Origin of the sequence: Paracoccus limosus (assembly GCF_009711185.1) — a bacterium.
Classification (GTDB): domain Bacteria; phylum Pseudomonadota; class Alphaproteobacteria; order Rhodobacterales; family Rhodobacteraceae; genus Paracoccus; species Paracoccus limosus.
On record NZ_WMIF01000003.1, the window covers coordinates 196,660 to 222,469 of the forward strand.

The following is a 25,810-nucleotide window of genomic DNA, read 5'->3' on the forward strand; positions in this document are numbered from 1 at the left end:
GTCCTCCTTCCCTGACGCCACCTCCCCGTGGCGTATCGGAAGGATGCCTTGGCGCCGGGACGGCGGGTGTCCGGTTTTCGGACAATCCGCCGGACATGCTGCGGACGCGATGACGCGCCGCCGCGACGCGGGAATCAGCCGCGACGGCCGCGCGGCACGCCGTATTGTTCCAGCTTCAGATAAAGCGTCGAGCGCGAGATGCCGAGCCGGCGCGCCACCTCGGTCATCTTGCCGCCGCATTCGGCGACAGCGTTCAGGATCTCGGCCCGTTCGCGGTCGCGCAGCGTGTCCTCGCGCCCCGGCCTCTGGCCCTGCGCCAAGGCCTGCGGCAGATCCTTGACATCGATCAGCCGGCTGAACGAGGTGGCCGACAGCGCCTCGATCAGGTTGCGCAATTCGCGCAGATTGCCGGGCCAGTCATGGGTCTGCAGCCGCAGCATCGCCCCCGGGGTAAAGCGCAGCGCGCTGCCCTTGCGGCGGTCGGAATAGACCGTGGAAAAGCGCCGGGTCAGTTGCCCCAGATCGCCGCGCCGCTCGGCCAGCGCCGGCAGGCGCAGGATCGCGCCCGACAGCCGGAAATGCAGATCCGCCCGCAGCGCCCCCGCCGCCAGACGTTCGGCCAGCGCGACCGAGGACAGGCTGATGAACTGCACCGGCGCCCCGGCCGCGCGGCGCAGATGTGCCAAGGCCTGCGCCAAGAGCGCCTGAACCGCAGCGGGCGTTTCGGCCGGCTCGTCCAGCACCAGCGTGCCGCCGGTTTCGGCCAGCCGCGCCAGAATGTCGCCCACCGCCCCGGTGGTGCCGCCCGGCCCGCCGCGCAGGCCGTCAGCGTCCAGCAGGCTGCAATCCACCACCTCCAGCGGCAATTGCGCCAGCGGGCCGGCGCCGTGCAGCGCGCGGGCCAGCGTTTCCTTGCCGCTGCCGGCCGGCCCCTCGATCAGCAGCGACACCCCGGCCCTGACCAGCTCGGCCGCCTCGGCGCAGATCGCCGCCAGCGCCGGCCCGGTGGCCGAGATGGCGGCCAGATCGGTCTGCGCCACAGCGCGCGGCCGCGCCGCCACAAAGCTGAGGATCACCCCCAGAGGCTCGCCCCGCTCCGAGATCAGGTCCACCTCGGCATCGGGCAGCGCCGCGCGCATCAGGCCGACCAGCGCGCGCGGATCGCCGTCATTGTCGTGATCGGCCTGCCCGGCCAGATCCTCCAGCACCCGCTGGCCCAGCCCAAGGCGCTCTTCGGCGCGGCTGAAATTCTCGCTGGTCCAGATGCGGTTGCCGTATCGGTCCAAAAGCAGCATCTCCTCGCCGCTGCGGCCCCGCCGGGACAGCAGCCGATCGACAAGGATGCGGTGCTCTTGCAGACCCAGCCGGCGCAGCGCCTCCTCGATCTGCATGGCCAGACTGACCGACAGCGCCGCGCCCTGGCGCAGCGTTTCGTCCGAGGGGGCCGAGATATCGACCGCGCCAAGGATGCGCCCGGTGATCGGATCGCGCACCGGCGCCGCCGCGCAGGACCAGCGCTGGATTTCTTCGCAGAAATGCTCGACCCCGGCGATGCTGACCGGCTTGCCCAGATGCAGCGCGGTGCCGATGGCATTGGTGCCGATCGCGCCGTGGTCCCAGCGCCCGCCCGGATGCAGGTGGTTTTCCTCGCCCCGGGCGCGCACCCGCGCATCGCCGGTCGCATCCAGCACCATTCCCGCCCGGTCGCACAACAACAGCATGGCCCCGGCGCCGTCCAGCATATAGCCGGTGCGCCCGACCGCATCGCGCGCCGCCTGTCGCAGCCGGGCATTGCGGCTGCGGATGCTGCGCAATTCCTCATCCGCGACCGAGGGCGCGCGCTTGAGCCCCTCCAGCCCGACGCTGTCGCGCGACCTGACCCACGACCGCAGCACGATTTCGCGGATGCTTGGCGGCACGCTGCCCAAGGCGCGAAACCGTTCCCAATCCGCCTTCTGGATGCTTTCTGCCATGTCAGCGCCTCTCATGAGGTGGCCCACATAAGGCAGCCTCGCCCCCTTGATGTCAAGAAAGGCGTGCCCGCCCTGCACCCGAGGTCCGGCGCGCCGGCCCGGCACTATTGCAGGTTGTCGGCCATCAGCGCCTCGGGGGCGATGATGCGGATGAAGCCGCGGCCATAGTCGATCACACCCTCGGTCCTGAGCGCGGCAAGGCTGCGGGTCACGGCCTCGCGGTTGGCACCGATCATGTCGCCGACATGGGCATGGCTATGGGCGTGTTCCAGCACCATCCCCGGCACCAGCGGCCCCTGATCCAGCGCCGCGCGCAGCAGATAGGCGCGCAGACGATCCTCGACCCGCAGGGTGCGCAGCTCGTGCACGCGCCGGGTCAGATCGTGGATCATGCGCACCATGCTGTGCAACAACGCCTCGCGGATCGGGCGATGCGTGTCGATCAGGCGCAGGAAATCGGGGCCGGGAAGCTCGATCACGGTGCTGTCGGTATGGGCGTAAAGCGACAGCGAGCGCGCGCCCCCCGAAATCACCGCCAATTCGCCGATCACCGCACCCGAGTTCAGCGTGCGAAAGGCCAGCTCGCGGCCGTCCTTGGTCCAGAGCACGGAAATGAAGCTGCCCGAGACGACCAGAAACACGCTGTCACCGGGCGCGCCCTGTTCCATCAGCAACTGGCCGGCCGGCATCCGGCGCAGCCGCGACAGCACCGCGATCTCGTCCAGCACGGCGTCATCGACGCCCGCGAACAGATCAAAATCTTTCAGTTGCGTCTTGAGGACCGCCTGGGGTTGCCGAGCCATGGATTTGTCTTGTGTAGGGAAGCTGAACGCCTGCCCCCATGGACAGGCGGCAGGCCGTAGCGGGATCGGATCATGGGCGCGCAGGGCGCGCGCGCGATCAGTCGTCCTTGTCGTCGCTGTCGCGCGGACCGGGCGCGCTCATGCCGCGTGGTCCCGGGGCGCTCATGCCGCGCGGGCCGGGGGCGCTCATGCCGCGTGGTCCCGGGGCGCTCATGCCGCGCAGGCTCATGCCGACATGCGGCCCCTCGCCCTGCAACAGCAGCTGGTCCAGCGTGCCCGAATGGATCTGCAAGAGCATGGTATAATCGCCTTTGTCATAGGCCCAGCTCCGCAGCCCCTCGGGCAGCCCCGTCGGTGCGTCCCCCGCCTGACCCAGCTGGTCGGGATGGGTCGGGGCGCCGTCGCCATGCACCATCACCAGCGCCGGATGCGGCAGGACGTGGAACAGCCCCTCATAGGAAAAGCCGTAGATCCGGGCGAAACAGGCGTCCTTGGCGCGCAGCTGCTGTTCCAGCAGGCTGGGGGACGATGCCTCGCCCACGGCGGCGGCCGAGATATGAAGGTCCTCGACGACACGCCCGAACAGGGCGATACGCGAAGGGCTGAGCAAGGATTCTGACATCGGCTCTGCACCATACTGAGATTGTTTACTTATCCGACAATATGAGCAGGCTTTCGCATGGCGCAAGCCATATCGTCGCATTCATCCAATCAGGGCGCGCGACTGTCCCGCAGCGCATAGGCCTGTGCCAGCAGCAAAAGAAAGCGGTCGAGGTCGGAAAACCCCAATTCCGCCACGAATTCCGACAGATCCGCCGGGATGCCTAGGTTGCGGCTGCGAAAGAACCAATCGACCAGCAGCGGCGCGGGCGGGGTCTGGCGCGGCGGCTCATCCCGGGCCGCCGCCAACCGTGCAAGGGCTTGCGCCCTCAGGACGGGATAGCGGCCATCCCAGCGCAACCGATCCAGCACCGCCGCGCCCAGCCGGGCGTCCAGCCGGCGCGCCCGGTCGCGAATCGTGGCCTCGGCGGTCAAAAGCCGCTGCAGACCGGCCGCGTCCAGATCTTGCGCCTTGGCCCAGGCGATCAGATCGGCCTGACGCAATAATCCATGCGTGCCGCGCAGCTCGGCCAGAATGGCCGCCTGATCGCTCAAGGCATCCCCCCGCCCCGGCGCCGGATGGCGCAGCAGCGCCTGCATCCGGCAGGCCCGATAGGCCTCGGGGTCCAGCCGCAGCTGATCAAGGATGGCCGATTGCAGCCCGCTGGCATCGCTTTCGTGCCCGGTGTCGCGCCAGGGCGCGGCGTTCCATGCCGCTGTCGCCCGAAAGCGCGGCGCGGGCGCAGGCGCGGCAGGCTGGTCCAGATGCGCGGCGACAGCGGCCAGCAGCTCTTGCGCATCGGCGCGTTTCTGATCGACCTGGTTCTGCGCCAGCCACGCGGCCAGTTCGGGCCGGTCGGGCGCCAGCCCCGCCAGCAGATCGGGCCAGTTGCGCCGCTTGTAGAACACCGCCTTTTGCGCCGCAGCCAGCGCGTCCGCCGCCGCAGGGTCCAGCACGCCCTGCGCGACCGCCCGCGCCAGCGTGGCGCGCAGATCCACCATCGGCAGGCTCAGCGCGGGAAAATCCAGCTCGGCCGGGCCGTGGATCAGCGCCACCTCGTCATCATCGCCGAGCACGCCGTCGCGATAATCGCAAAAGATGCGACCCACCCCGACCATGCCCAGCCCCTGCATTTCAGCCGCACGCAGGGCGCCCATGCTGGCGGCGCCGAATACCGCGATGCCCTGCGACAGCGCCCACAGGATTTCCTTGTGCAGCACCGCCGGCACGCCGTCGAAATAGCCGTCGATCAGGCCGATGGCGTCCGGCCGGGTGCAGGCAGCGGCATAAAGATCACCCTGCCGGGCCGGGGGCAGAAAGGTCAGGCCGGGATAGGCGCCGCGGTCCACCGCCCGCAGCGAGGGCCCGGCAAAGATCAGCGCGCTCATGGCGCCTCTGCCAAGGTGCGGACGCGAGCGGCGGCACGGGCCGCAGCACGGGCGCCGGGCCGGTAACCCGGATGGTCGTCCGGCCCCTCCAGCCCCGGCACCGCGACGCGCACCACCGCCAGCCCCAGCTCGGACCGGCTGAGGTCGACGGCAATCACCTCGTCCAGCCCCACGGCCCGCAGCCGCGCCAGAAGCCAGTCCAGATCGTCGTGAAAGGACGCAGCCTGCCGGTCCGGCACCGCCGCGAAATCCCGCGCCGGGCGATGCGCGTCCCGCAGCCGCCCGGCCTGCCACGCGCGCCGGGCCATGACCTCGGCGGCAAAGTCGCGCGGTTGCAGATCGTCGCGCGCGCCCGAGATATAGGTGGCGCGCACCTGCACCGCCTCGGTCACGGCGCGCAGCAGCGCGATGTCGCGGCTGGGGTGCACCCCGGCGCCGATCCCGACATGGCCGCGCGCATCGCACAGGTCGATGATCTGGCAAAAGAACCCGGCCACGCCAATGTCGCTGGTGGTCTCCCAGACCTTCAGGTCAAAGCCCGCCGTCACCACCTGCCCGATCACCTGCCGGCAGGCCGGATCGGAAACGCTGGCCAGATCCAGCCCGGTCGCGGCCTGCGCCTGCGGATCGGCCTGCCACAGCGTGGTGGCGTCGCGCTCGATCAATTCGCACAGCCCATGGCAAATTGCCTCGGGCAGGCTGTTGCCCGAGGCAAGCCCGTTGCTGCTGTTGTCGAAACAGCCGGCACCGGGACCGGGCGGGGCGGTGAAATCGGCGCTGACACATTCCAGCGGCAACCAGCGCGACCGGCCCGAGACCAGATCCCGCCCCTCGACCCAGAGCAGGGGAAGATCGTCGTGATAGTAGTCCGAGACCTGCGCCAGCCGCTCCACCTGCGCCAGCTCGTGCCGGGCGGCAAGGTCGCGGCGGCTGCCCAGTTTCAGCGGCAGCTCGATATGTTCGGCGTGGTAAAGCTCGGCCGCCTCCATCAGCGCCGAGGCGCTGGCCGCCGCCCGGTCCAGCCCCTTGCCCAGCGAGATCGCCAGCGACCGCGCCATGGGCCGGCAGGCCATCATCACCGGGACGCCGATCCGGTCCAGCCCGGTGATATCTGCCAGCCGGGTGATGCCCATCTGCGCCAAAAGCGGCTGTAACCGCGCCACGGTCTCGTGCGGGGCACGACCGCGATGCGTGCCCAGAACATGCGCCTTGGCGCCGTCCGCGATCGGCTCGGGGGCGCGGGATGCGGATATCATTGCGACGCGGGGGTCCAGACCATGTCGATGATCGGGCTGGCCTCGGGGTCGATCACGCGAAAGCCCATGCGCTGGTAAAGCCCGATGGCCCGGTTCACCCGCACCGCCGACAGCGAGACGGTCTTGCCCTCATCCGCCGCGCGGTCAAGCAGCGCATTGATGATCTCGCTGCCGATGCCGAGGCCGCAATATTCCTCAAGGATCTGGATCTGCGCCAGATTGTAATCGGCATCGCGCTCGGTCACCTGAATCCAGCCGATATCGGCGCCGTCGCGGCTGATGATGCGCGAATCGGCGGCCTTGTATGAGCGCCTGATCGCGGCGCGGCGCATCGGCTCGTCCCACGCGTCCAGCTGCTGCATCAGGGGCCGCATCGCAGCAATATAGATCTCGGCCACGAAATCGAACTCGTCGGCACGGGCGGGGCGAAGATGAAAGCGGCACTTGGACGTCATGTCAGGGACTATAAGGCGCAGGCACGGTTTGTCACGGCGCTTTACGACACATGTCTGAACGCTGCGGTTTGGCTTGACATGTCCAAGCTTCCGCGTTTCAGCAATAGCGCGATCCGCAAGCCCAGACCCGAGCATGACACGCATTCCAGACCTGTCCAATCCAAGGCTGCTGGCCGTGCTTTACGCCGATATCCACGGCTACAGCGGGCTGGTGGAAAAGGACGCGGTGCGCACCATCGCGCGGCTGGCCAATGCGCTGGGTCTGATCCGCAATCTCGTCGGGGATTACGGCGGTTCGGTGGTGAACACGGCGGGCGACGGGCTGGTGGCGGTGTTCGAAAGCCCGTCTCAGGCGGTGCGCTTTGCCTTGCAGATGCAGCGCGAGTTGGCGCGCGAGGTCAGCTGGGCCGAAGGCGCCGAGCCGCTGCTGTATCGCATCGGCATCGCGCTGGGGGATACCTTTGCCGGCGAGGATGGCGTCTATGGCCATGCCGTCAACGTCGCCGCCCGCGTGCAGGCCTTTGCCGAACCGGGCGGCATCTGCATCACCGAGAATCTGCAACAGGCCCTGCACGAACACGACGACTTTCACTTGCAGCCGCTGGGCGCGCGGGAGCTGAAGAACATCCGCGCTCCGGTGGCCATTTTTGCCGTCGAGCCGCTGTCGGTCGCCCCTGACCGGATCACCCCGGCCACACCGCTGACGCCGCCCCAGCCCGAAATCGACATCGGCGAGGCTCCCGCCGGCGCTTCGGTCGCGCTGATGCCGATGCAGAATGCCAGCGGCGATCCGGGCGATCTTTATCTGTGCGACGGCATCATCGCCGATACGATCACCAACCTGTCGCGGTTCCGCCATCTGGCGGTCATCGCACGCCACAGCTCGGTCATTGCCGCCGCGCAGTCCTCGTCGCTGCCCGAGATCGGCCGCCGTCTGGGCGTGGGCTATCTGGTGCTGAGCACCTTTCGCCGCAGCGGCAACCGGCTGCGGCTGAACGTCGATCTGGTCGAGGCCGCCAGCGAAAAGACCGTCTGGTGCGAACATTACGACGGCGTGCTGGGCGACATCTTCGAGGTGCAAGAGGACATCTCGGCCCGCATCGCCTCGCAGCTGGCCTGGCAGATCGACACCGAGGAACAGCGCCGGCTGACCGCCCGGATGCATCCGCTGCTTTATGCCTATGGGCTGGTCCTGCGCGGGCAGGACAGCGGGCTGCGATTCCGCCCCGATGCCAACCTGCATTCGCGCCGCCTGTTCCAGCAGGCGCGCGAGATGGACCCGAACTATGCCCGCAGCTATGCCGCGCTGGCCCGCACCTTCATGGTGGAATGGCGCTACAACTGGAGCGCGGATCCGCAATTCTCACTGGACCAGTCGCTGATTCTGGCCAAGGACGCGGTGCAATGCGACCCTCTGGACGCGCGCGGCTATTCCGAGATGGGCTTGGCCTATCTTTACATGAAGCGTCAGGACGAGGCGATCGCAGTCTATGAGCGCGCGGTCGATCTGAACCCCAACGATGCCGACCTGCTGGCCTATATGGGCGACTGTCTGGCCTATGTCCGGCAGGGGCCGCGCGCGGTGGCGATGATCCAGCGCGCCATGCGGCTGAACCCCTATCACCCCGACAGCTATCTGTGGTTTCTGGGCGATGCCTATTTCCACAACGGCAATTACGCCGAGGCGATCGGGGCCTTGAAGCGGATGCGCGACCAGTCCGAGGCACACCGGCTGTTCGCCGCCAGCTACGCCCTGCTGGGCGAACAGGATCTGGCGCGCCATCACGCGCAGGAAGTGATGCGGGTGCATCCGAACTTTACCATCGAGCATTGGCGCAAGGTGCCGCCGCTGCAGCACCCCGAAGACCTTGACCTGTATGTCAAGGGCCTTCGCACCGCCGGCCTGCGGTAATTTCATAGATTTTTTTTCGCAAGATCCGGCGCTTCTGTGCGCTGGCGCACCGAAACGGGCCGCTGCCGCGTCTATAGTGCAGGCGTGGTGGTTAAACGGTACCCATTTTAGACAGTTCCTTTTCCCCCTGGTCGCCTGCACGCGATCGGGGGGGCTTCAATTTCTGGAAGATCCTTAAAATAGTAACTCACCCTCTGCTTGTGAGTCCAATCGAATCGTGACGCGGGGTCGCTGTCAGGGACCACTGCTGACGGACTGGACATTCGCTGCCCGCAGGCATGAAATGCGCCGCATCCTGTTGCGAATTGCCATGACCCTTGCCGTGCCCCTGTGCGCCCGCGCCCACGGCACCCGCAGGGACAGCACCGCATGGCGGCGAAGCGAATGACATCTGCATGCGAGACCCCGAATGACCCCTGCCCCTTGCGACCCGCTGCCCGATCTGCCGCTGCCCGATTGCGTCGAACAGGATTGGGCGCGGCGCGCGGTGGGGCTGCTGCATGGCGATGCCCGGCGCTCGGCCGATACGCATCTGTTAAAGCCGGTGTTTCCGGGGCTGAACGGGATCGACATCTATCTCAAGGATGAAAGCACGCATCCGACCGGCAGTCTGAAACATCGTCTGGCGCGGTCGCTGGTGCTTTACGGCATCTGCAACGGGCTGATCGGCGCCGGCACGACGCTGGTCGAGGCCTCATCCGGCTCGACCGCCGTGTCCGAGGCCTATTTCGCCCGCCTGCTGGGCCTGCCCTTTGTGGCGGTGATGACGCGCAGCACCTCGCGCCAGAAGGTGGCCGAGATCGAGCGCTTTGGCGGGCGCTGCCATTTCGTCGAGCGCGCCTCCGAGGTCTATGCGGCGGCGCAGGCAGTGGCCGATCAGACCGGGGGCCATTACCTTGATCAGTTCACCTATGCCGAGCGCGCCACCGACTGGCGCGGCAACAACAACATCGCCGAAAGCATCTTTGCCCAGATGGCTCAGGAGCCGCATCCCGAACCCGACTGGGTGGTGATGAGCGCCGGGACCGGCGGCACCTCGGCGACGATCGGGCGTTACATCCGTTACCGCGCGCTGAAGACCCGTCTCTGCGTCATCGATGTCGAGAACTCGGTCTTTTACGACGCCTATCGCCGGGGCGACCGCAGCCTGTGCTGCTCGGGCGGTTCGCGGATCGAGGGGATCGGCCGGCCAAGGGTCGAGCCCTCATTCCTGCCGGCGGTGGTGGATCACATGATGCGGCTGCCCGATGCCGGCTCGATCGCGGCGATGCGGGTGCTGTCGGACGGCATCTTCCGGCAGGTCGGCGGCTCGACCGGGGCGAATTTCCTGGGCCTGTGCCTGATCGCGGCCCGGATGCGGGCGCAGGGCCGGCAAGGCGCGCTGGTCACGCTGATCTGCGACAGCGGCGCGCGCTATGTCGACAGCTATTACAGCGACGACTGGGTTGCGGCGCAGGGGCTGGACATCGCGCCACGCATGGATGCGCTGCGGCGTTTCCTTGACACCGGGGTCTGGGACGCCACGGCCGGGCTGGGGCCGCTGCCGGACTAAGCGCCGGGGATCAGCCGCCGGTGCTGGCGCGCTCGATCAGGGTAAAGCCGGTATCCACCAGCCGGTTGCGGATCGGCTGGCCCTGCACGCGGCGGATCAACAGATCGACCGCCTCGGTCCCCATTTCGGCGGCATTGGGGCCGATGGTGGTCAGCTGCGGCGTCATTTCCGACGAGACCTCGTAGTCGCCCCATCCCGCCACCGCCAGATCATCGGGCACCGCGATGCCGCGCCGCTGGCATTCGAACAGGATGCCCGCCGCGACGACATCGGTGGGGCAAATCACCGCCTCAAGATCCGCCGCCCGCGCCAGCAACGCGCCCAGCGCCACCGGGCCGGCGCCGAAACCATCGGTGATCTGCACCGATTGCACCAGATCGCCGGGCAGGCCCGCGCGGGCCATCTCGTCGCGAAAGGCGGGCACGCGCTCGGTAAAGCGCCGCGCCGCGCCGCCCTCGTGGATGATCAGCGCGATCCGCCGCCGCCCGCGCGCCAGCAGCAGCCGCACCGCCCGACGCGTGGCCTCGGCAGTGTCATAGCCCACGCCCATGTCCATCGCGTCGCCATGCGTCCAGGATTCGACCACCGGCACATCGACCTTGCGCAGCAGCGAAACGGTCGCCGGATCATGTTCGTTGCCCACCAGCACCAGACCGGCGACGCGCAGCCCGATCAGGGTTTCGACCGCCTCGCGTTCCTGGGCAATGGTATCGGCCAGCATCAGCACCAGCTTGTAACCCTGCAGGTTGACGGCCTGCTGCATGCCCAGCACGTATTTGTAAAAGCTGGAGTTGCGGATCGAGGGGATGGTGCCGCCGATCACCCGGCTTTCGCCTGCGGCAAGGTTGCCGGCCACGAGATTGGGCACATAGCCCAGCTCATGCGCCGAGGCGAGCACGCGCAGTCGGGTCTGTTCCTGCACGCGCTGGGGATATTTGAAGGTGTTCGACACCGTCATCGGCGACACACCCGCCGCTTGGGCGACATCGCCCATGGTGACTCTCGGCAGTTTCACACCCGGCCCCCCGGAATAATATCATATGCTGCGTATCATCCGCGGATGTTCGCCTCTGGATGACGGCCAGAAAGGGAAACTTGTCCTTTCTTGGCGACATCCATTGACAGAAAGGACGATAGGCTATGATTTGTAGCGCTACAATGCCTTCCAGGAAGGAAGAAGAGTGACCTTTCTTGATCTGACGCATGCGCCGGACCCCGCGCGCAGGGCGCTGCGGGATATGCGGCCATGACCGGATCCAGCGCCCTGCGCCTTGACCGGGTCCGCAAGGATTTCGGCCCGGTGACCGCCGTGCAGGAAATGACGCTCGACATCGCGCCGGGGCAGCTGGTCGCGCTGCTGGGGCCATCGGGCTGCGGCAAGACCACGACGCTGCGCATGGTGGCCGGGTTCGAGACCCCCAGCGCCGGACGCATCGTCATCGGCGACCGCGACGTGACCGACCTGCCGCCGCACCGGCGCAATCTGGGCATGGTGTTTCAGAACTACAGCCTGTTTCCGCATCGCACCGTGGCCGAGAACATCGCCTTTGGCCTGCGCATGGCCGGGCGCAGCCGCGCCGAACAGCGCGATGCCGTGGCCCGGATGCTGGATCTGGTGCAGCTGGGCGATCGCGGCGACATGTATCCGCGCCAGCTGTCGGGCGGCCAGCAACAGCGCATCGCACTGGCGCGGTCGCTGGTGCTGGACCCCCGGGTGCTGCTTCTGGACGAGCCGCTGGGCGCGCTGGACAAGGCGCTGCGCGAAAGCATGCAGTTCGAAATCCGCGCCATGCAGCAACGGCTGGGCATCACCACGCTGCTGGTCACCCACGATCAGGAAGAGGCGATGACCATGGCCGACCAGATCGCGGTCATGCAATCGGGCCGGGTGCTGCAGATCGGGGCACCGGCGGCGGTCTACAACCGTCCCGAAAGCCGCTTCGTCGCCGAATTCCTTGGCACCTCGAACATCTTCGACGGGCGCGTCCGGCCCTCGGGGCAAGAGATCGAGGCCGATGGCGTGACGATCCGTCTGCCCCGCGCGGCCAGCCCCGGCGCGCAGGTCAGCGTCTCTGTCCGGCCCGAGCGCATCGTGATCGGCGAGGCGGCGCATGCGCTGCCCAACCGGATGCGCGCCCGGCTTGCCGACCGGGTTTTCCGCGGCACGCACGAGACCTTTCGGTTTGAGATCGGCCCCGCCGCGCGGCAGGTCCATGCCCATCGGCAGGCCGGCACCGGGCCCGCAGGCGTGGCCGGCCGGCCGCAAGAGGACTGCTGGATCGGCTGGGATACCGCCGACAGCGTGATCGTGACGGTGAATGACAGATGAAAGACCTTGGCTCCATGGCTCAGAATGACCCTCGGGCGGCCGTGCGCATCGGCATTGATGTCGGCGGCACGTTCACGGATTTCGTGCTGTCGGACCCGCGCGACGGGCGGCTGGCTTTTTACAAAGAGCCCTCGACCCCCGCAGAACCCTCGCGCGCGCTGCTGACCGGGCTTGGCCAGTTGCTGGCGCGCGAGGGGCTGCGCCCCGGCGATGTCGGCGCGCTGATGCACGGCACCACCATCGGGCTGAACGCGATCATCCAGCGGCGGGGGGCGCGGATCGGGCTGATCGTGTCGCGCGGCTATCGCGACATCCTTGAAATCGCGCGCTGCCGGATGCCCTCGTCTTTCGACTTTCACGCCAGCAAGGAACAGCCGCTGGTGCCCCGCGCCCGCGTCATCGAGATCGGCGCCCGCATGACCCCGCGCGGGCAGGTGACCGAGGCCCCCGACACAGCCGAGATCGCCCGCATCGCCGCCGAGCTGCGGCGGCTGGATCTGGATGCGGCGGCGCTTGTCACCATCAACGGCTATGCCGATCCGGCGGTCGAGCTGGATCTGGCCCGGCGGATCGGCGCGGCCTCGGGGCTGGACATTTCCTCGGCCGCCGCGATCTGGCCCGAGATCCGCGAATACGAGCGCACGCTGGTCGCCTGCCTGAACGCCTATATCCAGCCCCTGATGCAGCGCTATTTCGACGGTCTGGTCGCCGGGCTGGCCGCGATGGGTGTGACCGCGCCGCTGCTGATCACCGCCTCGAACGGCGGCTCGCTGTCAGTCGCCTCGGCGCTGGCGCGGCCGGTCGATACGATCCTGTCGGGCCCGGCCTCGGGGGTGATGGCGGCGGTGCGGCTGGCCAAGGCGGCCGGCACCGGCGGCATCATCACCTTCGACATGGGCGGCACCTCGTCCGACATCGCCATCGCCAGCTCGGACACGCCGGAACTGGCCACCCGCACCGACATCGGCGGGCTGCCGCTGGTGCTGCCGGTGGTCGATGTCTCGGCCATCGGGGCGGGCGGCGGCTCGATCGTCTGGGCCGATCCGCATGGGATGCTCAAGGTCGGGCCGCAAAGCGCGGGCGCCGCGCCGGGTCCGGTCTCATATGGGCGGGGCGGCACCGAACCGGCGGTGACGGATTGCTATCTGACGCTGGGCTATATCGACCCCGCCGGCTTTCTGGGCGGGCGGATGCCGCTGGACGCAGGCGCCGCCACCGCCGCGCTGGCGCAGCTGGGCGCGCGCATCGGCCTGCAGGGCGCGGCCGGCGATGTTGCCGCGCAGACCGCCGACGGGGCGCTGTCGGTGACCACCGCCGCCATGGCCAGCGCGCTTTACCGCACATTGGCGGAACGCGGGCTGGATCCACGCGGCTTTGCCCTGCTGCCGTTCGGCGGCGCGGGCCCGACCCATGCCTGCCGTCTGGCCGAAGAGGCCGACATTCCCCACGTCATCGTGCCGCCGGCGGCGGGCACCTTCTGCGCCATGGGCGCGGCGGGCGCCGATCTGCGCCGCGATTTCGTGCGCAGTCTGCGCCTGCCGCTGGCGCCGGAAACCGGGCAGCTGCTGCGCGACAGCTTTGCCGCGTTGCAGGCCGAGGGCGAGGCATGGCTGGAACAGGAAAGTGCCCCCGGCCGGCCGCGCCGGTTCGAGCGCGGCGCCGATCTGCGCTACAAGGGGCAGGCCTATGAGCTGCGCGTGACGCTGGACGGGCTGTCGCCCGAAGCCGTGGCCGAGGCCTTTCACAGCGAACATGAACGCATCTACGGCTTTCGCGACAGCGCCGCCGCAATCGAGATCGGCACCGTGCGGCTGGCCGCCATCGGTCCGGCCGATCCGCTGGCCACCCCGGTCGCCGGTGCCGCCGGTGCCGCGCCCCGGACGCAGCGCCGGATCTTTCACCGGGGTCTCTGGACCGAGGCTGCGGTCTATTCCCGCGCGGCGCTTGGCGCGGGCGCCGAATTCGCCGGCCCCGCCATCGTCGAGCAAGAGGACACCACGACCGTGGTGCTGCCGGGCTGGAACGCCCGCGTCGATGCCGCCGGCAATCTTCACCTGCAAAGGCATGCGCAATGAGGCTGGACCCCGTCACCCTTGAGATCCTGAACAACAAGGTCGCCGCCATCACCGAAGAGATGTGCGTCACCCTGCAGCGCACCGGCCGCACGCTCTATGTCAAGGAAACCGCCGATTTCGCCTGCGCGCTGGCCGGGCTCGACGGACGCTTCTTTGCCTATCCGCGCTCGATCGGCGTATCGGGTTTCGTCGGGCTGGAATGTCTGCCCGCGATCGAGGCTGTGGTGGCCAGCGCCGGGGCGCTGGAACCGGGCGATGTGATCCTGACCAATGACCCCTACCGGTCCGAAGGGCTGGCCACCCACCTGCCCGACCTGCACATGATCGAGCCCTATTTCCACGATGGCCGGATCATCGCCTATGGCTGGTGCTTCGTGCATTGCTCGGACGTGGGCGGGCGGGTGCCATCCTCGATCTCGCCGCTCAATACCGAGATCTTTCAGGAAGGGCTGCGCATCCCGCCGGTCAAGCTGATGCGGGCGGGCCGGATCAGCCCCGAGGTCGAGCTGTTTCTGGCCGCCAACAGCCGCACGCCCGAGGCGAACATGGGCGACATCCGCGCCATGCTGGCGGCGCTGGCCGCCGGGCGGCGCCGGGTCGGGCAGGTGATCGCCCAGCATGGTGCGCAGGTGCTGCTGGATGCCGAAACCGACCTCGTGGCCTTTGCCGAGGCCAAGGCCCGCACCGTGATCCGCACCATCCCCGAGGGCTGCTATCAGTTCTCGGACTATCTGGACGATGACGCGGCCACGCCGCTGCCGGTGCGGCTGGCGCTGGCGCTGACCATCCGCGACGGCGGTGTGACGCTGGATTTCACCGGCTCGGATCCGCAGGTGGCGACGGCGATGAACATCCCCTCACGCGGGCGGCCGCATGCCTGGCTGACGCTGCGGGTGCTGGCGCTGGTCCATACGCTGGACCATAGCGTGCCGCTGAACGCGGGGCTGCTGGGGCCGGTCTCGGTCGTGGCGCCCAAGGGCAGCATCGTCAATCCCGAGGAACCCGCCGCCACCGGCGTGCGCCATGCCGCCGCGATCCGGGTCAACGACGTGCTGAACGGCGCCTTTGGTCTGGCGCTGCCGGGGGTGATGCCGGCGGCCTCGTCGGGGACGGTGATCCCGGTCGTGGTCGCCGAACCCACCGCCTCGGGCGGGCGCAACGTGCAGGTGGTCGAGCCGATGATCGGCGGCACCGGCGCGCGTCAGGGCCATGACGGCGTCGACGGGCGCGACAGCGGCATCTCGAACCTTGCCAACAACCCGGTCGAGACGGTCGAGGCCGAGCTGGGCGTCGAGATCCTGAGCTATGCGCTGCGCCCCGATTCCGGCGGCGCCGGGCAATGGCGCGGCGGCTGCGGCATGGCGCTGACCTTTCGCATCCTCTCGGACGGGGCCAATGTGCTGGGCCGCGGCATGGAGCGGCTGATGTTCCGCCCATGGGGCCGCAGCGGCGGCTGTCCGGGCCAGCCCGGCGCGCTGATCGTCAATCTGGGCCAAGCCGACGAGCGCCGTCTGGGCAAGATCGACATGCTGTCGGTGCGGGCGGGCGAAACCGTTACCTTCCTGACGCCCGGCGCCGGTGGCTGGGGCGATCCGCTGCGGCGCGACCCGGCGCAGGTGCTGCGCGATGTCGAGGATGGCTTTGTCACCATCGCCGGCGCCCGCGATGATTACGCGGTGGCAATCGCCGATGCTGAGGTGGATGCGGCGGCCACGGCGGCGCTGCGGGCGGGCCGGGCCGGGACGAATGGCGATGTCGATTTCGGGCCCGAGCGCGTGGCCTGGGACCGCGCCTTTCCGCCAGAACTGATGACGCGGCTGAACCGCCACCTGCTGGATCTGCCGTTGGAGCTGCGCCAGCGCCGCCGCCGCGACATCCTTGAACGCGCGCTGTCAGAACTGCCCAAGGGCTTTCCCCGGACCGAACCCGACGGTCCGGCCGCCACGGCCGCCCGGCAGATCGTCGAGACGGCTTTGGCCGCGCCGCAATCCCATCCATGAACCCCCAGAGGACACAGGGAACACGACCATGAAAGGCTTGAACAGAAGACGCTTCCTGCAGACGGGCGCCGCCGGCGCCGGTCTGGCCCTGACCGGCGCGCCCGGTCTTTTGCGGGCCGCCGAGCCCAAGGTCCTGAACGTCACCGCCTATGGCGGCGTCTGGGAGACCAGCATCCGCGACTGCTTTGTCGCGCCCTTCGAGGCCCGGACCGGTGCCAAGGCCACCGTCTCGCTGGGCGCACCGGCCCAATGGCTGGCGCAGGTCGAGGCCTCGCCCGAAAAGCCGCCGCTGGATGTGCTGATCATGTCGCCCGATCTGGCCATCACCGCCGCGCAGGCCGGGCTGATGCAGGACCTGACCGTGGACAAGGTGCCAAACCTTGCCCATATCCCGCAGGAATTCACCGATGCCTGTCTGGGCAAGGGCACCTATCTGGATTACGGCGTCGCCGGCATCACCTATAACAAGAACACCGTTCCGAACCCGCCGAAATCGCTGGCCGAATTCGTCGAGCGGGTCTCTGCGGGGGAATTCGTCGCCTCGGTGCCCTCGATTTCCTATGCAATCACGCCGATCATGCTGATCTGGATGCTGGCCAAGGCGCTTGGCGGCAGCGCCGAGGATGTCGAGCCCTTCTTTGCCGCCATGAAGAAGATGAAGAACAATCTGGTGTTCTGGGCCGGGCCGAACGATTTCTTCAACCATCTCGCCTCGGGCGAGGCCGATATCGGCATCTATTTCGACGGCCGCACCTGGAACCACCATGACGAGGGCGCGGACTGGATCGACTTCATCAACCCCACCGAGGGCGGGGCGCTGACGGCAGTGGCGGTGCAGATCCCCAAGAATGCCAACCCGCTGGCCTTCGATTACATGAACGAGATGCTGGACGCGGAAAATCAGGCCCGCTTTGCCGAGATCATGAACTATGCGGTGACCAACACCGAGGTCGTCTACAGCGACAAGCTGAAGCCCCGCATCACGCCCTGGCAGCAGACCGCCTTTCCGCCCTACGAGGCGATCGGCAAGGCGCGCAATGGCTGGGTCGACCGCTGGAACCGCGAGATCGGCCGGTAATCCCCGCTGCGGCCCCCGAACCGGGGCCGCATCCCTGACCTGACGGAGCCGCCGATGTCCCCGACCCGCGCCCCCCACGCCCCTGCACGGCGCCCCCTGCCCGGCTGGCTGCTGGTGCTGCCGGCGGTGCTGTTTCTGTGCGCCTTTTTCGTGCTGCCGCTGATCGGCAATGCCGCGCGCAGCTTCGAGGGGGCAGATGGCGGCTTCACCCTGCTACGCTATCTGGTGCTTTTGGGCGACCGCTTCAATCTGGGCGTCATCGCCGAAACCGTGGCGCTGTCGAGCGTGGTGACGGTGATCTGCGCGGTGATCGGCTATCCGGTCGCCTATTACCTTGTGCGCCATGCCGGGCGCTTCGGCGGGGTGATCATCTTTCTGCTGATCGCGCCGCTGCTGACCTCGATCATCATGCGCACCTATGGCTGGCAGGTGCTGTTCGCGCGGCGCGGGCTGGTGAACAATTTTCTGGTGCAGGATCTGGGCCTGCTTGACCGGCCCCTGCAACTGCTCAACACGCCGGGGATCGCCATCGTGGCGCTGGTGCATGTGCTGGTGCCCTATATGGTGCTGTCGATCGCGACCGTGCTGCAAGGGATCGACCAGCGGCTGGAGGAAGGCGCGCAGATGCTGGGCGCCAGCCCCTGGCGGACCTTTCGCGAGGTGACGCTGCCGCTGTCGGCCGATGGCATCGGCACCGGGGCGATTCTGGTGTTCATGATCGCCAATGGCAGTTTCGTCACGCTGGTGCTGCTGGGCGGCGGGTTCCAGACGCTGCCACTGCTGATCTATCAGCAATTCACCACCACGCGGGATTTCGGCATGGCCAGCGCGATGAGCGTCGTCCTGCTGGTGATCGCGCTGGCCTGTCTTTACCTGCAGCTGCGCCTTGTCCGGCGTCAGGGGGTGTAGCATGGCATGGCTGGCCCTGACGGTCTTTGTCATCGCCTTCTTTGGCTTCATCCTTGCGCCGATCCTCGTTGTGGTGGTGATCTCGTTCACCTCGGCGGGCTATGCGGCCTTTCCGGTGCCGGGCTGGTCGCTGCGCTGGTTCTGGCGGATCTGGGACTATGCGCCCTTTCTGGACGCGATGCGGACCTCGGTTCTGGTGGCGGTGCTGGCGACGGTGCTGTCCTGCCTGCTGGCGGTGCCGGCCGCGCTGTGGCTGGCACGGACGCGCAAGGGCTGGGCCAACGCCGTCTCGACCTTCCTGCTGTCGCCGCTGTCGATGCCGATGATCGTGATCGGCTTTTCGTCGCTGTTCTTCATGACGGCGGTGGGGATCGGCATTTCCTTTCCGGCTCTGGTTATCACCCATACGGTGGTCTGCCTGCCCTATGTGCTGCGCACCGTCACCGCCGTCTATCGCAGCCTGCCGCCCGCCTTCGAAGAGGCGGCGGCGATCCTGGGCGCCGGGCCGCTGCGCACCTTCCGCGAGGTCACGCTGCCGCTGATCCGGCCCGGCATCGCGGCGGGGGCGCTGTTTTCCTTTCTAACCTCGTTCGACAACCTGCCGGTCTCGTTCTTTTTCGGCAGCGCGCAGACCAATACCCTGCCCGTGGTGATGCTGAGCTATATCGAGAACCAGTTCGACCCCTCGATCGCGGCGCTGAGCACGCTGCAACTGGGTCTGGCGCTGATCTGCCTGCTGGTCGCCGACCGGGTCTATGGCATCCGCAAGATGACGGTGGCGGCATGACGCTGGCGCTGCCGCTGGATCATGTCGTGGCACTATGTGCCGACCTGCCGGCGGCGGGGGCGGCCTTTGCCGATGCCGGGTTCCGCGTCACGCCGCTGGCGCATCACAGCGCGCAGATGGGCACCGCCAATATCTGCGTGATGCTGGCCGACAGCTATATCGAGCTGATGGGCATCGTGGCCGAAACCCCGGCCAATGCCACATGGCGGGCGATGCTGGCGGCAGGCGGCGGCCTGCGCGGTCTGGCCCTGCGCTCGGAGGATATCGCGGCCAGCGCCGCCGCGCTGACGGCGGCCGGGATCGGGCATGAGCCGGTGCGCGCGTTTTCCCGCGCCACCGAGGCGGGCGAGCTGCGCTTTTCGGTGATCCGGCTGGCGCCCGAGGCGACGCCGGGCCTGCAATGCCTGTGCTGCCAGCACCACAGCCGCGCCCTGCTGTGGCGCCCAGAACATCTTGCCCACCCCAATGGCGCCGGCCGGATCGCGGCGGTGCAGCTGCCCGATCCGGCGCCGCTGGTCCCGCTGGCCGCGCTGCCCGGTCCGGGGCGGGTGCCGCTGCGCGCCGGCGCGCCGGCGGTGGCGATTTCCCTGCCTCGACCGCTGCCGGCCAAGGCCGAGGCCGCGATCCTGCGGCTGGCCGGATTGCAGGTGATCCCATGCTGAGCCCCGCCCCGTCCTGGCCACTGGATGCGCCCTCGCCGCTTTGGGCAAAGCTGTCGCGCGAGCGTTTCTCGACCCCCCGGCTCGAAGGCGAAATCCGGGCGGATGCCGTGGTCATCGGTGGCGGCATCGCGGGTCTTGCCACGGCGCTGGCCTTTCTGGACCGGGGATGCAGCGTCGTGCTGCTGGAGGCGGCAACGGTCGGGGCCGGCGCGTCTGGCCGCGCCAACGGGCAGGTGATCGGCACCCTGACGCGTCACGGCCCCGAGGCGATCGCGGCGACGCTGGGCCAGCCGTTTCTGGATCTGGTCGCCGGCTCGGCGGATCAGCTCTTTGCCCTTGTCGCGCGCTTTGGCATCGACTGCGATGCGGTCCGCCACGGCTGGATGCAGCCGGCCCACAGCCCCGGCCGTGCCCGGCGCGCGGCCGGGCTGGCGGCGCAATGGGCCCGCGCCGGCGCCCCGACCGAGGCTCTGGATGCCGCAGCCGTCACCCGCCGCATCGGCGCGCCCGGCTATTTCGGCGGCTGGCTGCACCGGGGTGGCGGGCATATCAACCCCTATGCCTTTACGCTTGGCCTTGCGCGCGGCGTCGCCGCCCAAGGCGCGCATGTCTTTGAACACTCGCCTGCGGGTCGGATCCGGCCCGAGGCCGACGGCTGGTGCGTCACCACCCCCGCCGGCAGCGTCCGCGCCCGGGTGCTGGCGCTGGCGACGGGGGCGCATAGCGGCCCGTTGTGGCCCCAGCTGGCGCGCAGCTTCGTGCCCGTCACCTCGTATCAGGCGGCGACCGGGCCGCTGGGGCCGCGCGCCGACCGCATCCTGCCCGGCGACGAGGCGTTTTCCGACACCCGTCAGGATCTGCGCTACATGCGCAAGGACCGCGAGGGGCGCATCATCTCTGGCGCGGCGCTGGCCTTGCAGCCGGGCGCCGCGTTGCGTCTGCCAAGGCTGGTGCGCCAGCGTCTGGCACTGCTGTTTCCCGAGCTGCGCGATACCGACATGTCGGCCTTTTGGGGCGGGCGCATCGCCATGACCGTTGACCGGCTGCCGCATCTGCACCGGGCTCCGGGGATGGCGGCATGGGTCGGTTGCAACGGCCGGGGTCTGGCGCTGTGCTGCGCCATGGGGGGCGTTCTGGCCGATGCCGCGCTGGGACGGCCCGAGGCCGAACTGGCGCTGCGCCCGACGCAGATCCAGACGATCCCGCTGCATGCTGCGGTCCGCCGCACGGCGCGGCTGATACTGCCCTGGTACCGCTGGCGCGACAGGCGCGAGATCTGATCGGCGGGCGATCTTGGCTGCCCCTCCCGGCCGCCCCGAATCGCGCCGGACCACCGGGCGCGGGCGCCAATTCGCCGCCGAAATGCCAGAGAAGAAACCCCGCGCGAGGCAGGTGGCGACAGCAGCCGCCTGCTAGCGGACCACGGGCCCACAGGCCGGTTTTTCCAAAATTGCGGCACCGCAGCGACGGCGATTGAAAATCACTACTGATCATGTCGTCTTAAGCGCACGGTTACACCCTGGAGAAATCATGCTTCGCAAAATTGCCAGCCTTGGTGCGCTCATCTCGGTCCTTGCCGGTGGCATGGCCGCCGCCGAGGACTATCCCCGGACCATCCGGCTGGGCGATGTCGGCTTTGGCTTCGGCACGCCCTATGGCGTCAGCCTGCAGGCGGTAGCGGATGCCAAGGGTTTCATCGCCGAGGAATTCGCCGGCACCGGCGTCCAGCTGGAATGGACCTATTTCACCGGCACCGGCCCGGCCATCAACGAAGCCTTCGCCAACAAGCAGCTGGACTTTGCCTCTTATGGCGCGGTGCCCAATATCGTCGGCAAGGCGGCGGGGCTGGATACGGTGATCCTGGCCTCGACCCAGGGGACCAATATTTTTGCCGTCGCCCGCCCCGATGCCGGCATCCGCACCCTTGCCGATCTCAAGGGCAAGAAGGTCGCTCTGCAAAAGGCGACGATCATCCATTGGGCAGCCCTTGAGGCGCTGAAAAAGGCCGGGGTCGAGCCCGGCGACTTTACTCTGGTCGACCTGAAAAACGCCGATCAGCTGGCCGCGATCACCGCCGGCAGCGTGGATGCGGTCTTTGGCGCCGATTTCCTGCTGCCGCTTGAGGAAAAGGGCGTGGCCAAAGTCATCTTCAGCTCGGCCCGCGACGATGCGGATGCCAGCGGCTTTGGCGGCTTTCTGGTTTCGCGCGACTTCCGCGATGCCTATCCCGAGGCGACGCAAAAGGTCGTGGACGGCTATGTCCACGCCGCCGAATGGATCGCCGACCCGGCCAATCGCGACGAGGTCTTCCAGATCTGGAGCCGCGCCGGCACCCCGGTTCCGCTGATCGCGCGTTCGAATGCGGATACCGATTTCAAACAGGCTTTCAACCCGCGCCTCGATGGCGAATTCCAGAAACGCTATCGCAGCGCACTGGATTTCAGCGTCGCGCAAAAGCTGGTGCGCCGCGCGCCCGACCTGACGGAGTGGGCCGACCCGAGCTTTCTTGACAATGCGCTGAAGCAGAAGGGCCGGGACGCCCTTTGGCCCGAGCGCCGCGGCAACGCCAGCTGACGGAAGCGGACCGATGAGCGTCGTGGAAACCTTGGGGGGTGCCGCTTCCGGCCTCCCCGCCTCGCCCTTGGTGCGGCGGATGGGCTGGCGCCCGTCGCGCGCGGTGCTGGCCACCGCCGCCCCGCTGGCGCTGCTGGGCCTGTGGCAGGCGGTCTCGACGCTGGGACTGGTCGCGCCGCAGATCCTGCCCGCACCGTCGCGGGTGGCGCAAACCTTTCTGGAGCTCGCCGCCGATGGCGAGTTGCTGGCGGCGGCGCGGATCAGCGCATGGCGGCTGTCGGTGGGGCTGGCTCTGGGCGCGACGCTGGGCTTTGCCTTCGGCATCCTGCTGGGCGCCTCGCGCCGGGCCGAGGAATGGCTTGGCCCCAGCTTTCGCGCCATCGCCGCCGTGCCGGCCCTTGGCTGGATCCCGCTGCTGATCCTGCTGGTCGGTATCGACGAGATGCTCAAGATCATCATCCTGACCAAGGCCTGCTTCGTGCCGATGGCCATTGCCACCCGCGACGCCTGGCGCGCCGTGCCGCGCGGATATGCCGAGCTGGGACGCACGCTGGGCCTGTCGCGGCGGGCACAATTCACCCGCATCACCCTGCCTTCGATGACGCCGATGGTTTTTTCGGGGCTGCGGCTTGCCTCGGGTCAGGCCTTCGTGTCGCTGGTCACCTGCGAGATGCTGGCCGCAACCGAAGGCATTGGCTACCTGATGGTCTGGGGTCGAACGCTGTTTCAGATGGACATGGTCATCGTCGGCATGATCGTCGTCGGCGCCAGCGGCATTGCGCTGGACCAGTTGCTGCGCCTGACCGAGCGGCGCATCCGCGCAAGGATGGGCGAACATGTCTGAGATCACCTTGAAGGGGCTGGCGCTGCCGGCCGGCATCGTCGCGCTTTGGGCGCTGGCTTCGGGTCTTGGCCTGCTGAACGGACCGATGGCCGTGTCGCCGGCACAGGTGCTGGCGGTCCCCTTTGCCGACCCGGACGGGCGCGAGCTTTGGGCCGGGATCGGCGCCAGCCTGCTGCGGCTGGTGGCGGGGGCGACGATTGGCGGGCTGGCGGGCATGGCGACCGGCCTTGCGCTGGCACTGATCCGGCCGCTGGGCACCGCCTTTTCGCCCACGATCAATGCCTTGCGACAGATCGCGCTGTTTGCGTGGATTCCGCTGCTGACCTCGTGGTTCGGCAATACCGAAACCGCCAAGATCACCTTCATCGCGCTGGCGACCTTTTTCCCGCTGGTCTTTGCCACCGAGCAGGGCGTGCGCGAGGTACCGGCATCCCTGCGCGAGGTGGCCCGGGTGCTGAACCTGTCGCGCCGCCGTCAGATAAGCGCGCTTTATCTGCCGGGCGCCCTGCCCGCGATCGCGGTCGGGGTGCAGATCGCGCTGATCTCGTCTTGGATCGGCACCGTCGGGGCGGAATATGCCATCGGCAACGGCCGGGGTCTGGGCGGCTATATCGCCAATGCCCGCGACCAGTTCCGCATGGATATCGCCATCGTCGGGGTCGCCGCGCTGGCCCTGATCGGTGTGTTTTTGCAGGCCGCCTCGGCGCGGCTGATCCGCCATCTCGACAAGGGAAACTGACAGACCATGTCCCATCCGCCCATTCTCAGCCTGCGGTCGGTGTCGAAATCCTTCGCCGTCGATGACACGCGCTTTCATGCGCTGACCGATGTCGACCTTGAGATCGCCGAAAACGAGATCGTCGCCCTGATCGGCCCCTCGGGTTGCGGGAAATCCACCCTGCTGCGCAGCGTCGCGGGCCTTGAGCAGCCCGACGACGGCAGCATCCGCATCGCAGGCCAGCCGGTGACCCGTGCCGGACAGGAAAGCGCCGTCGTGTTTCAGGATCACCGCCTGCTGCCCTGGCTCAGCCTGCGCGGCAATGTCGAGCTGGCGCTGGAGCCGCTGGGCCTTTCCGCCACCGAACGGCGCCGGCGCGCGGCCGCCTGCATCGATCTGGTCGGGCTGACGCAATTCGCCGACAGCTTTCCCCGGCAGCTTTCCGGCGGCATGGCACAGCGCGCGGCCATCGCCCGGGCGCTGGTGGTCGAAACCCGGCTGGTGCTGATGGACGAGCCCTTCGGCGCGCTGGATTCCATCCTGCGCAGCCGCATGCAGGAGGAATTGTTGAAGATCTGGCAGCGGCACCGGGTCTCGATCCTGATCGTCACCCATGACATCGAGGAGGCGCTGTATCTGGCCGACCGTGTCGTGGTCATGCGCGCGCAACCCGGCCATATCCACGAAATCGTGCCCATCGACCTGCCTCGGCCGCGCCGCCGCGACTCGGCTGCCTTTTCGGAACTGCGTGGCCGGCTGCTGCGCGGTCTTGCAACACAGGACCATGAGGTGGCCGCATGATCGAGCTTGTCTCTGCCAGCCGCTGCGTCACCTGCGATCTGTGCATCGACGTCTGCCCGATGAATGTCTTTGACCGGGCCGAGAGCGGCCTGCCGCTGATCGCGCGGCAGGAAGATTGCCAGACCTGCTTTCTGTGCGAGGCGCATTGCCCGACCGACGCGCTTTATGTTGCGGCCGAGCGTCAGCCGCTGCCCGCAGGCCGTCTGCCAGACGAGCCCGCGCTGATCGCCTCGGGGCTGATGGGCAGCTATCGCGCCCGCCTTGGCTGGGGCAAGGGCCGCAAGCTGCCGCGCGATTTCAGCGATGCGCTGCAGCTGGCGCAAGCCCCTGCGGCAGCGCCGGGCATCGTGCCGCCGGGCCAGCCCATCCCGCCCCAATTCCCCGCCACCGCCGGCTGAAACGGAGACCGCACATGCAAGAGCGCACCCTGCCCCACGACCTGCTGGAGCTTGATACCGATGTGCTGGTGATCGGCGGCGGCCCGGCCGGAACCTGGGCCGCGCTGTCCGCGCGTCAGGCCGGCGCGCGGGTGGTTCTGGTCGACAAGGGATATTGCGGCACCTCCGGCGTCGGGGCGGCCGCGACGATCGGGCATTGGTGGGTTCCGCCCGAAAGCCGCGAAGCTGCCATGGCAGCCAAGAACGCCGATGGCCGCGATCTGGGCGAGCGGCGCTGGATGGCCCGCATCCTGACCGAGACCTGGCAAGCCTGGCCTGAATTTGCGGGTCCTCGTGGCTATATCGGTGATGTCAGCTATCGCGGTGCCGTCGGCGGCCAGTTCCTGTTGCAGGGGCCGGTCTATCTGAAAGAGATGCGGCGGCTGATCCATCGCGCCGGGGTCACGATTCTGGACCACGCCCCCGCCCTGACCCTGCGTCAGGACCAGCATGGCGCGGTCTGCGGCGCCGAAGGCGTGCTGTTGCGCAAGAACGCCCCGTGGAGGATCGACGCCCGCGCCGTGGTGATCGCAGCCGGCGGCTGCACGTTTCGCAGCGGTTGCCTTGGCGGGCATGTGAACACCGGCGATTCCGTCCTGATGGCGGCCGAGGCCGGGGCGCGCGTTTCGGGCATGGAGTTCTCGAACTATTACGGC

23 protein-coding genes are annotated in these 25,810 nt (G+C 68.4%); 16 read left to right on the forward strand and 7 right to left on the reverse strand.

Features of this window, described 5'->3' with window-relative positions; translation table 11 throughout:
* Positions 1-134: 134 nt before the first annotated feature.
* The 6 genes from GL279_RS03870 to GL279_RS03895 form a co-directional block, all read right to left on the reverse strand.
* Positions 135-1,973: a sigma-54-dependent Fis family transcriptional regulator gene (locus GL279_RS03870; RefSeq protein WP_246175121.1), complete on the reverse strand. Its 1,839-nt coding sequence runs from the start codon at positions 1,971-1,973 to the stop codon at positions 135-137.
* A 104-nt stretch (positions 1,974-2,077) separates the two neighbouring features.
* On the reverse strand, positions 2,078-2,776 hold the full coding sequence (locus GL279_RS03875; protein ID WP_155063286.1) for a Crp/Fnr family transcriptional regulator: 699 nt from the start codon (positions 2,774-2,776) through the stop codon (positions 2,078-2,080).
* A gap of 97 nt (positions 2,777-2,873) precedes the next feature.
* On the reverse strand, positions 2,874-3,398 hold the full coding sequence (locus GL279_RS03880; protein WP_211371247.1) for a hypothetical protein: 525 nt from the start codon (positions 3,396-3,398) through the stop codon (positions 2,874-2,876).
* An 89-nt stretch (positions 3,399-3,487) separates the two neighbouring features.
* Complete coding sequence (locus GL279_RS03885; RefSeq protein WP_155063287.1) at positions 3,488-4,765, reverse strand: TfuA-like protein; 1,278 nt, start codon at positions 4,763-4,765, stop codon at positions 3,488-3,490.
* Positions 4,762-6,021, reverse strand: a complete 1,260-nt coding sequence (locus tag GL279_RS03890; RefSeq protein ID WP_155063288.1) for a YcaO-like family protein — start codon at positions 6,019-6,021, stop codon at positions 4,762-4,764. Before GL279_RS03890 ends, GL279_RS03885 begins: the two co-directional genes overlap by 4 nt.
* Entirely contained in the window at positions 6,018-6,476 is a 459-nt protein-coding gene (locus tag GL279_RS03895; RefSeq protein ID WP_170293914.1) for a GNAT family N-acetyltransferase, read from the reverse strand. The genes GL279_RS03890 and GL279_RS03895 overlap by 4 nt, the downstream gene beginning before the upstream one ends.
* A 133-nt stretch (positions 6,477-6,609) precedes the next feature.
* On the opposite strand from GL279_RS03895, the gene GL279_RS03900 reads away from it, so the two are divergent.
* The gene (locus tag GL279_RS03900; protein ID WP_155063290.1) at positions 6,610-8,388 is read left to right on the forward strand and encodes a tetratricopeptide repeat protein; all 1,779 of its coding nucleotides are present in this window, start codon (positions 6,610-6,612) and stop codon (positions 8,386-8,388) included.
* Between the two features lie 409 nt (positions 8,389-8,797).
* Positions 8,798-9,940, forward strand: coding sequence for a PLP-dependent cysteine synthase family protein (locus tag GL279_RS03905; RefSeq protein WP_155063291.1), 1,143 nt, complete (start codon positions 8,798-8,800; stop codon positions 9,938-9,940).
* Positions 9,941-9,950: 10 nt separating this feature from the next.
* Here GL279_RS03905 and GL279_RS03910 read toward each other — a convergent pair whose 3' ends face one another.
* Positions 9,951-10,955 carry a substrate-binding domain-containing protein gene (locus tag GL279_RS03910; protein ID WP_155063292.1) on the reverse strand — a complete coding sequence of 335 codons (1,005 nt, stop codon included), beginning with the start codon at positions 10,953-10,955 and terminating at the stop codon, positions 9,951-9,953.
* Positions 10,956-11,186: 231 nt separating this feature from the next.
* Between GL279_RS03910 and GL279_RS03915 the strand changes: the two genes are divergently transcribed.
* From GL279_RS03915 to GL279_RS03980, 14 genes are all read left to right on the forward strand, one after another.
* Positions 11,187-12,269, forward strand: a complete 1,083-nt coding sequence (locus GL279_RS03915) for an ABC transporter ATP-binding protein (RefSeq protein WP_155063293.1) — start codon at positions 11,187-11,189, stop codon at positions 12,267-12,269.
* Between the two features lie 14 nt (positions 12,270-12,283).
* Positions 12,284-14,344, forward strand: a complete 2,061-nt coding sequence (locus GL279_RS03920; RefSeq protein ID WP_155063294.1) for a hydantoinase/oxoprolinase family protein — start codon at positions 12,284-12,286, stop codon at positions 14,342-14,344.
* On the forward strand, positions 14,341-16,344 hold the full coding sequence (locus GL279_RS03925) for a hydantoinase B/oxoprolinase family protein (protein ID WP_155063295.1): 2,004 nt from the start codon (positions 14,341-14,343) through the stop codon (positions 16,342-16,344). Before GL279_RS03920 ends, GL279_RS03925 begins: the two co-directional genes overlap by 4 nt.
* Before the next feature lie 28 nt (positions 16,345-16,372).
* Positions 16,373-17,422, forward strand: coding sequence for an ABC transporter substrate-binding protein (locus GL279_RS03930; protein WP_155063296.1), 1,050 nt, complete (start codon positions 16,373-16,375; stop codon positions 17,420-17,422).
* A gap of 54 nt (positions 17,423-17,476) precedes the next feature.
* Positions 17,477-18,331 (forward strand): ABC transporter permease, encoded by an 855-nt coding sequence (locus tag GL279_RS03935; RefSeq protein ID WP_155063297.1) that lies wholly within the window; start codon positions 17,477-17,479, stop codon positions 18,329-18,331.
* A 1-nt stretch (position 18,332) separates the two neighbouring features.
* Positions 18,333-19,118: an ABC transporter permease gene (locus GL279_RS03940; RefSeq protein WP_155063298.1), complete on the forward strand. Its 786-nt coding sequence runs from the start codon at positions 18,333-18,335 to the stop codon at positions 19,116-19,118.
* Complete coding sequence (locus GL279_RS03945; protein ID WP_155063299.1) at positions 19,115-19,780, forward strand: VOC family protein; 666 nt, start codon at positions 19,115-19,117, stop codon at positions 19,778-19,780. The genes GL279_RS03940 and GL279_RS03945 overlap by 4 nt, the downstream gene beginning before the upstream one ends.
* Positions 19,774-21,060, forward strand: coding sequence for an NAD(P)/FAD-dependent oxidoreductase (locus GL279_RS03950; protein WP_155063300.1), 1,287 nt, complete (start codon positions 19,774-19,776; stop codon positions 21,058-21,060). Before GL279_RS03945 ends, GL279_RS03950 begins: the two co-directional genes overlap by 7 nt.
* 250 nt (positions 21,061-21,310) lie before the next feature.
* On the forward strand, positions 21,311-22,354 hold the full coding sequence (locus GL279_RS03955; protein ID WP_155063301.1) for an ABC transporter substrate-binding protein: 1,044 nt from the start codon (positions 21,311-21,313) through the stop codon (positions 22,352-22,354).
* Positions 22,355-22,367: 13 nt separating this feature from the next.
* Positions 22,368-23,198, forward strand: coding sequence for an ABC transporter permease (locus GL279_RS03960; protein ID WP_155063302.1), 831 nt, complete (start codon positions 22,368-22,370; stop codon positions 23,196-23,198).
* A complete protein-coding gene (locus GL279_RS03965; protein WP_211371248.1) occupies positions 23,191-23,937 on the forward strand; it encodes an ABC transporter permease in 747 nt (248 codons plus the stop codon). Before GL279_RS03960 ends, GL279_RS03965 begins: the two co-directional genes overlap by 8 nt.
* Positions 23,938-23,943: 6 nt before the next feature.
* Positions 23,944-24,717, forward strand: coding sequence for an ABC transporter ATP-binding protein (locus tag GL279_RS03970; RefSeq protein WP_155063303.1), 774 nt, complete (start codon positions 23,944-23,946; stop codon positions 24,715-24,717).
* Positions 24,714-25,115 (forward strand): 4Fe-4S dicluster domain-containing protein, encoded by a 402-nt coding sequence (locus tag GL279_RS03975; protein ID WP_155063304.1) that lies wholly within the window; start codon positions 24,714-24,716, stop codon positions 25,113-25,115. The genes GL279_RS03970 and GL279_RS03975 overlap by 4 nt, the downstream gene beginning before the upstream one ends.
* 14 nt (positions 25,116-25,129) lie before the next feature.
* On the forward strand, positions 25,130-25,810 hold a 681-nt coding region (locus GL279_RS03980), incomplete at its 3' end, for an FAD-dependent oxidoreductase (RefSeq protein ID WP_155063305.1).

Bases quoted from the DNA above. Each gene is read 5' to 3' on its own strand.
- GL279_RS03950 (WP_155063300.1), top strand. From the start codon at position 19,774: ATGCTGAGCCCCGCCCCGTCCTGGCCACTGGATGCGCCCTCGCCGCTT.
- GL279_RS03870 (WP_246175121.1), bottom strand. From the start codon at position 1,973: ATGGCAGAAAGCATCCAGAAGGCGGATTGGGAACGGTTTCGCGCCTTG.
- GL279_RS03925 (WP_155063295.1), top strand. From the start codon at position 14,341: ATGAGGCTGGACCCCGTCACCCTTGAGATCCTGAACAACAAGGTCGCC.
- GL279_RS03885 (WP_155063287.1), bottom strand. From the start codon at position 4,765: ATGAGCGCGCTGATCTTTGCCGGGCCCTCGCTGCGGGCGGTGGACCGC.
- GL279_RS03935 (WP_155063297.1), top strand. From the start codon at position 17,477: ATGTCCCCGACCCGCGCCCCCCACGCCCCTGCACGGCGCCCCCTGCCC.
- GL279_RS03970 (WP_155063303.1), top strand. From the start codon at position 23,944: ATGTCCCATCCGCCCATTCTCAGCCTGCGGTCGGTGTCGAAATCCTTC.
- GL279_RS03890 (WP_155063288.1), bottom strand. From the start codon at position 6,021: ATGATATCCGCATCCCGCGCCCCCGAGCCGATCGCGGACGGCGCCAAG.
- GL279_RS03875 (WP_155063286.1), bottom strand. From the start codon at position 2,776: ATGGCTCGGCAACCCCAGGCGGTCCTCAAGACGCAACTGAAAGATTTT.
- GL279_RS03895 (WP_170293914.1), bottom strand. From the start codon at position 6,476: ATGACGTCCAAGTGCCGCTTTCATCTTCGCCCCGCCCGTGCCGACGAG.
- GL279_RS03880 (WP_211371247.1), bottom strand. From the start codon at position 3,398: ATGTCAGAATCCTTGCTCAGCCCTTCGCGTATCGCCCTGTTCGGGCGT.
- GL279_RS03900 (WP_155063290.1), top strand. From the start codon at position 6,610: ATGACACGCATTCCAGACCTGTCCAATCCAAGGCTGCTGGCCGTGCTT.
- GL279_RS03960 (WP_155063302.1), top strand. From the start codon at position 22,368: ATGAGCGTCGTGGAAACCTTGGGGGGTGCCGCTTCCGGCCTCCCCGCC.
- GL279_RS03905 (WP_155063291.1), top strand. From the start codon at position 8,798: ATGACCCCTGCCCCTTGCGACCCGCTGCCCGATCTGCCGCTGCCCGAT.
- GL279_RS03930 (WP_155063296.1), top strand. From the start codon at position 16,373: ATGAAAGGCTTGAACAGAAGACGCTTCCTGCAGACGGGCGCCGCCGGC.
- GL279_RS03965 (WP_211371248.1), top strand. From the start codon at position 23,191: ATGTCTGAGATCACCTTGAAGGGGCTGGCGCTGCCGGCCGGCATCGTC.
- GL279_RS03940 (WP_155063298.1), top strand. From the start codon at position 18,333: ATGGCATGGCTGGCCCTGACGGTCTTTGTCATCGCCTTCTTTGGCTTC.
- GL279_RS03915 (WP_155063293.1), top strand. From the start codon at position 11,187: ATGACCGGATCCAGCGCCCTGCGCCTTGACCGGGTCCGCAAGGATTTC.
- GL279_RS03955 (WP_155063301.1), top strand. From the start codon at position 21,311: ATGCTTCGCAAAATTGCCAGCCTTGGTGCGCTCATCTCGGTCCTTGCC.
- GL279_RS03920 (WP_155063294.1), top strand. From the start codon at position 12,284: ATGGCTCAGAATGACCCTCGGGCGGCCGTGCGCATCGGCATTGATGTC.
- GL279_RS03945 (WP_155063299.1), top strand. From the start codon at position 19,115: ATGACGCTGGCGCTGCCGCTGGATCATGTCGTGGCACTATGTGCCGAC.
- GL279_RS03975 (WP_155063304.1), top strand. From the start codon at position 24,714: ATGATCGAGCTTGTCTCTGCCAGCCGCTGCGTCACCTGCGATCTGTGC.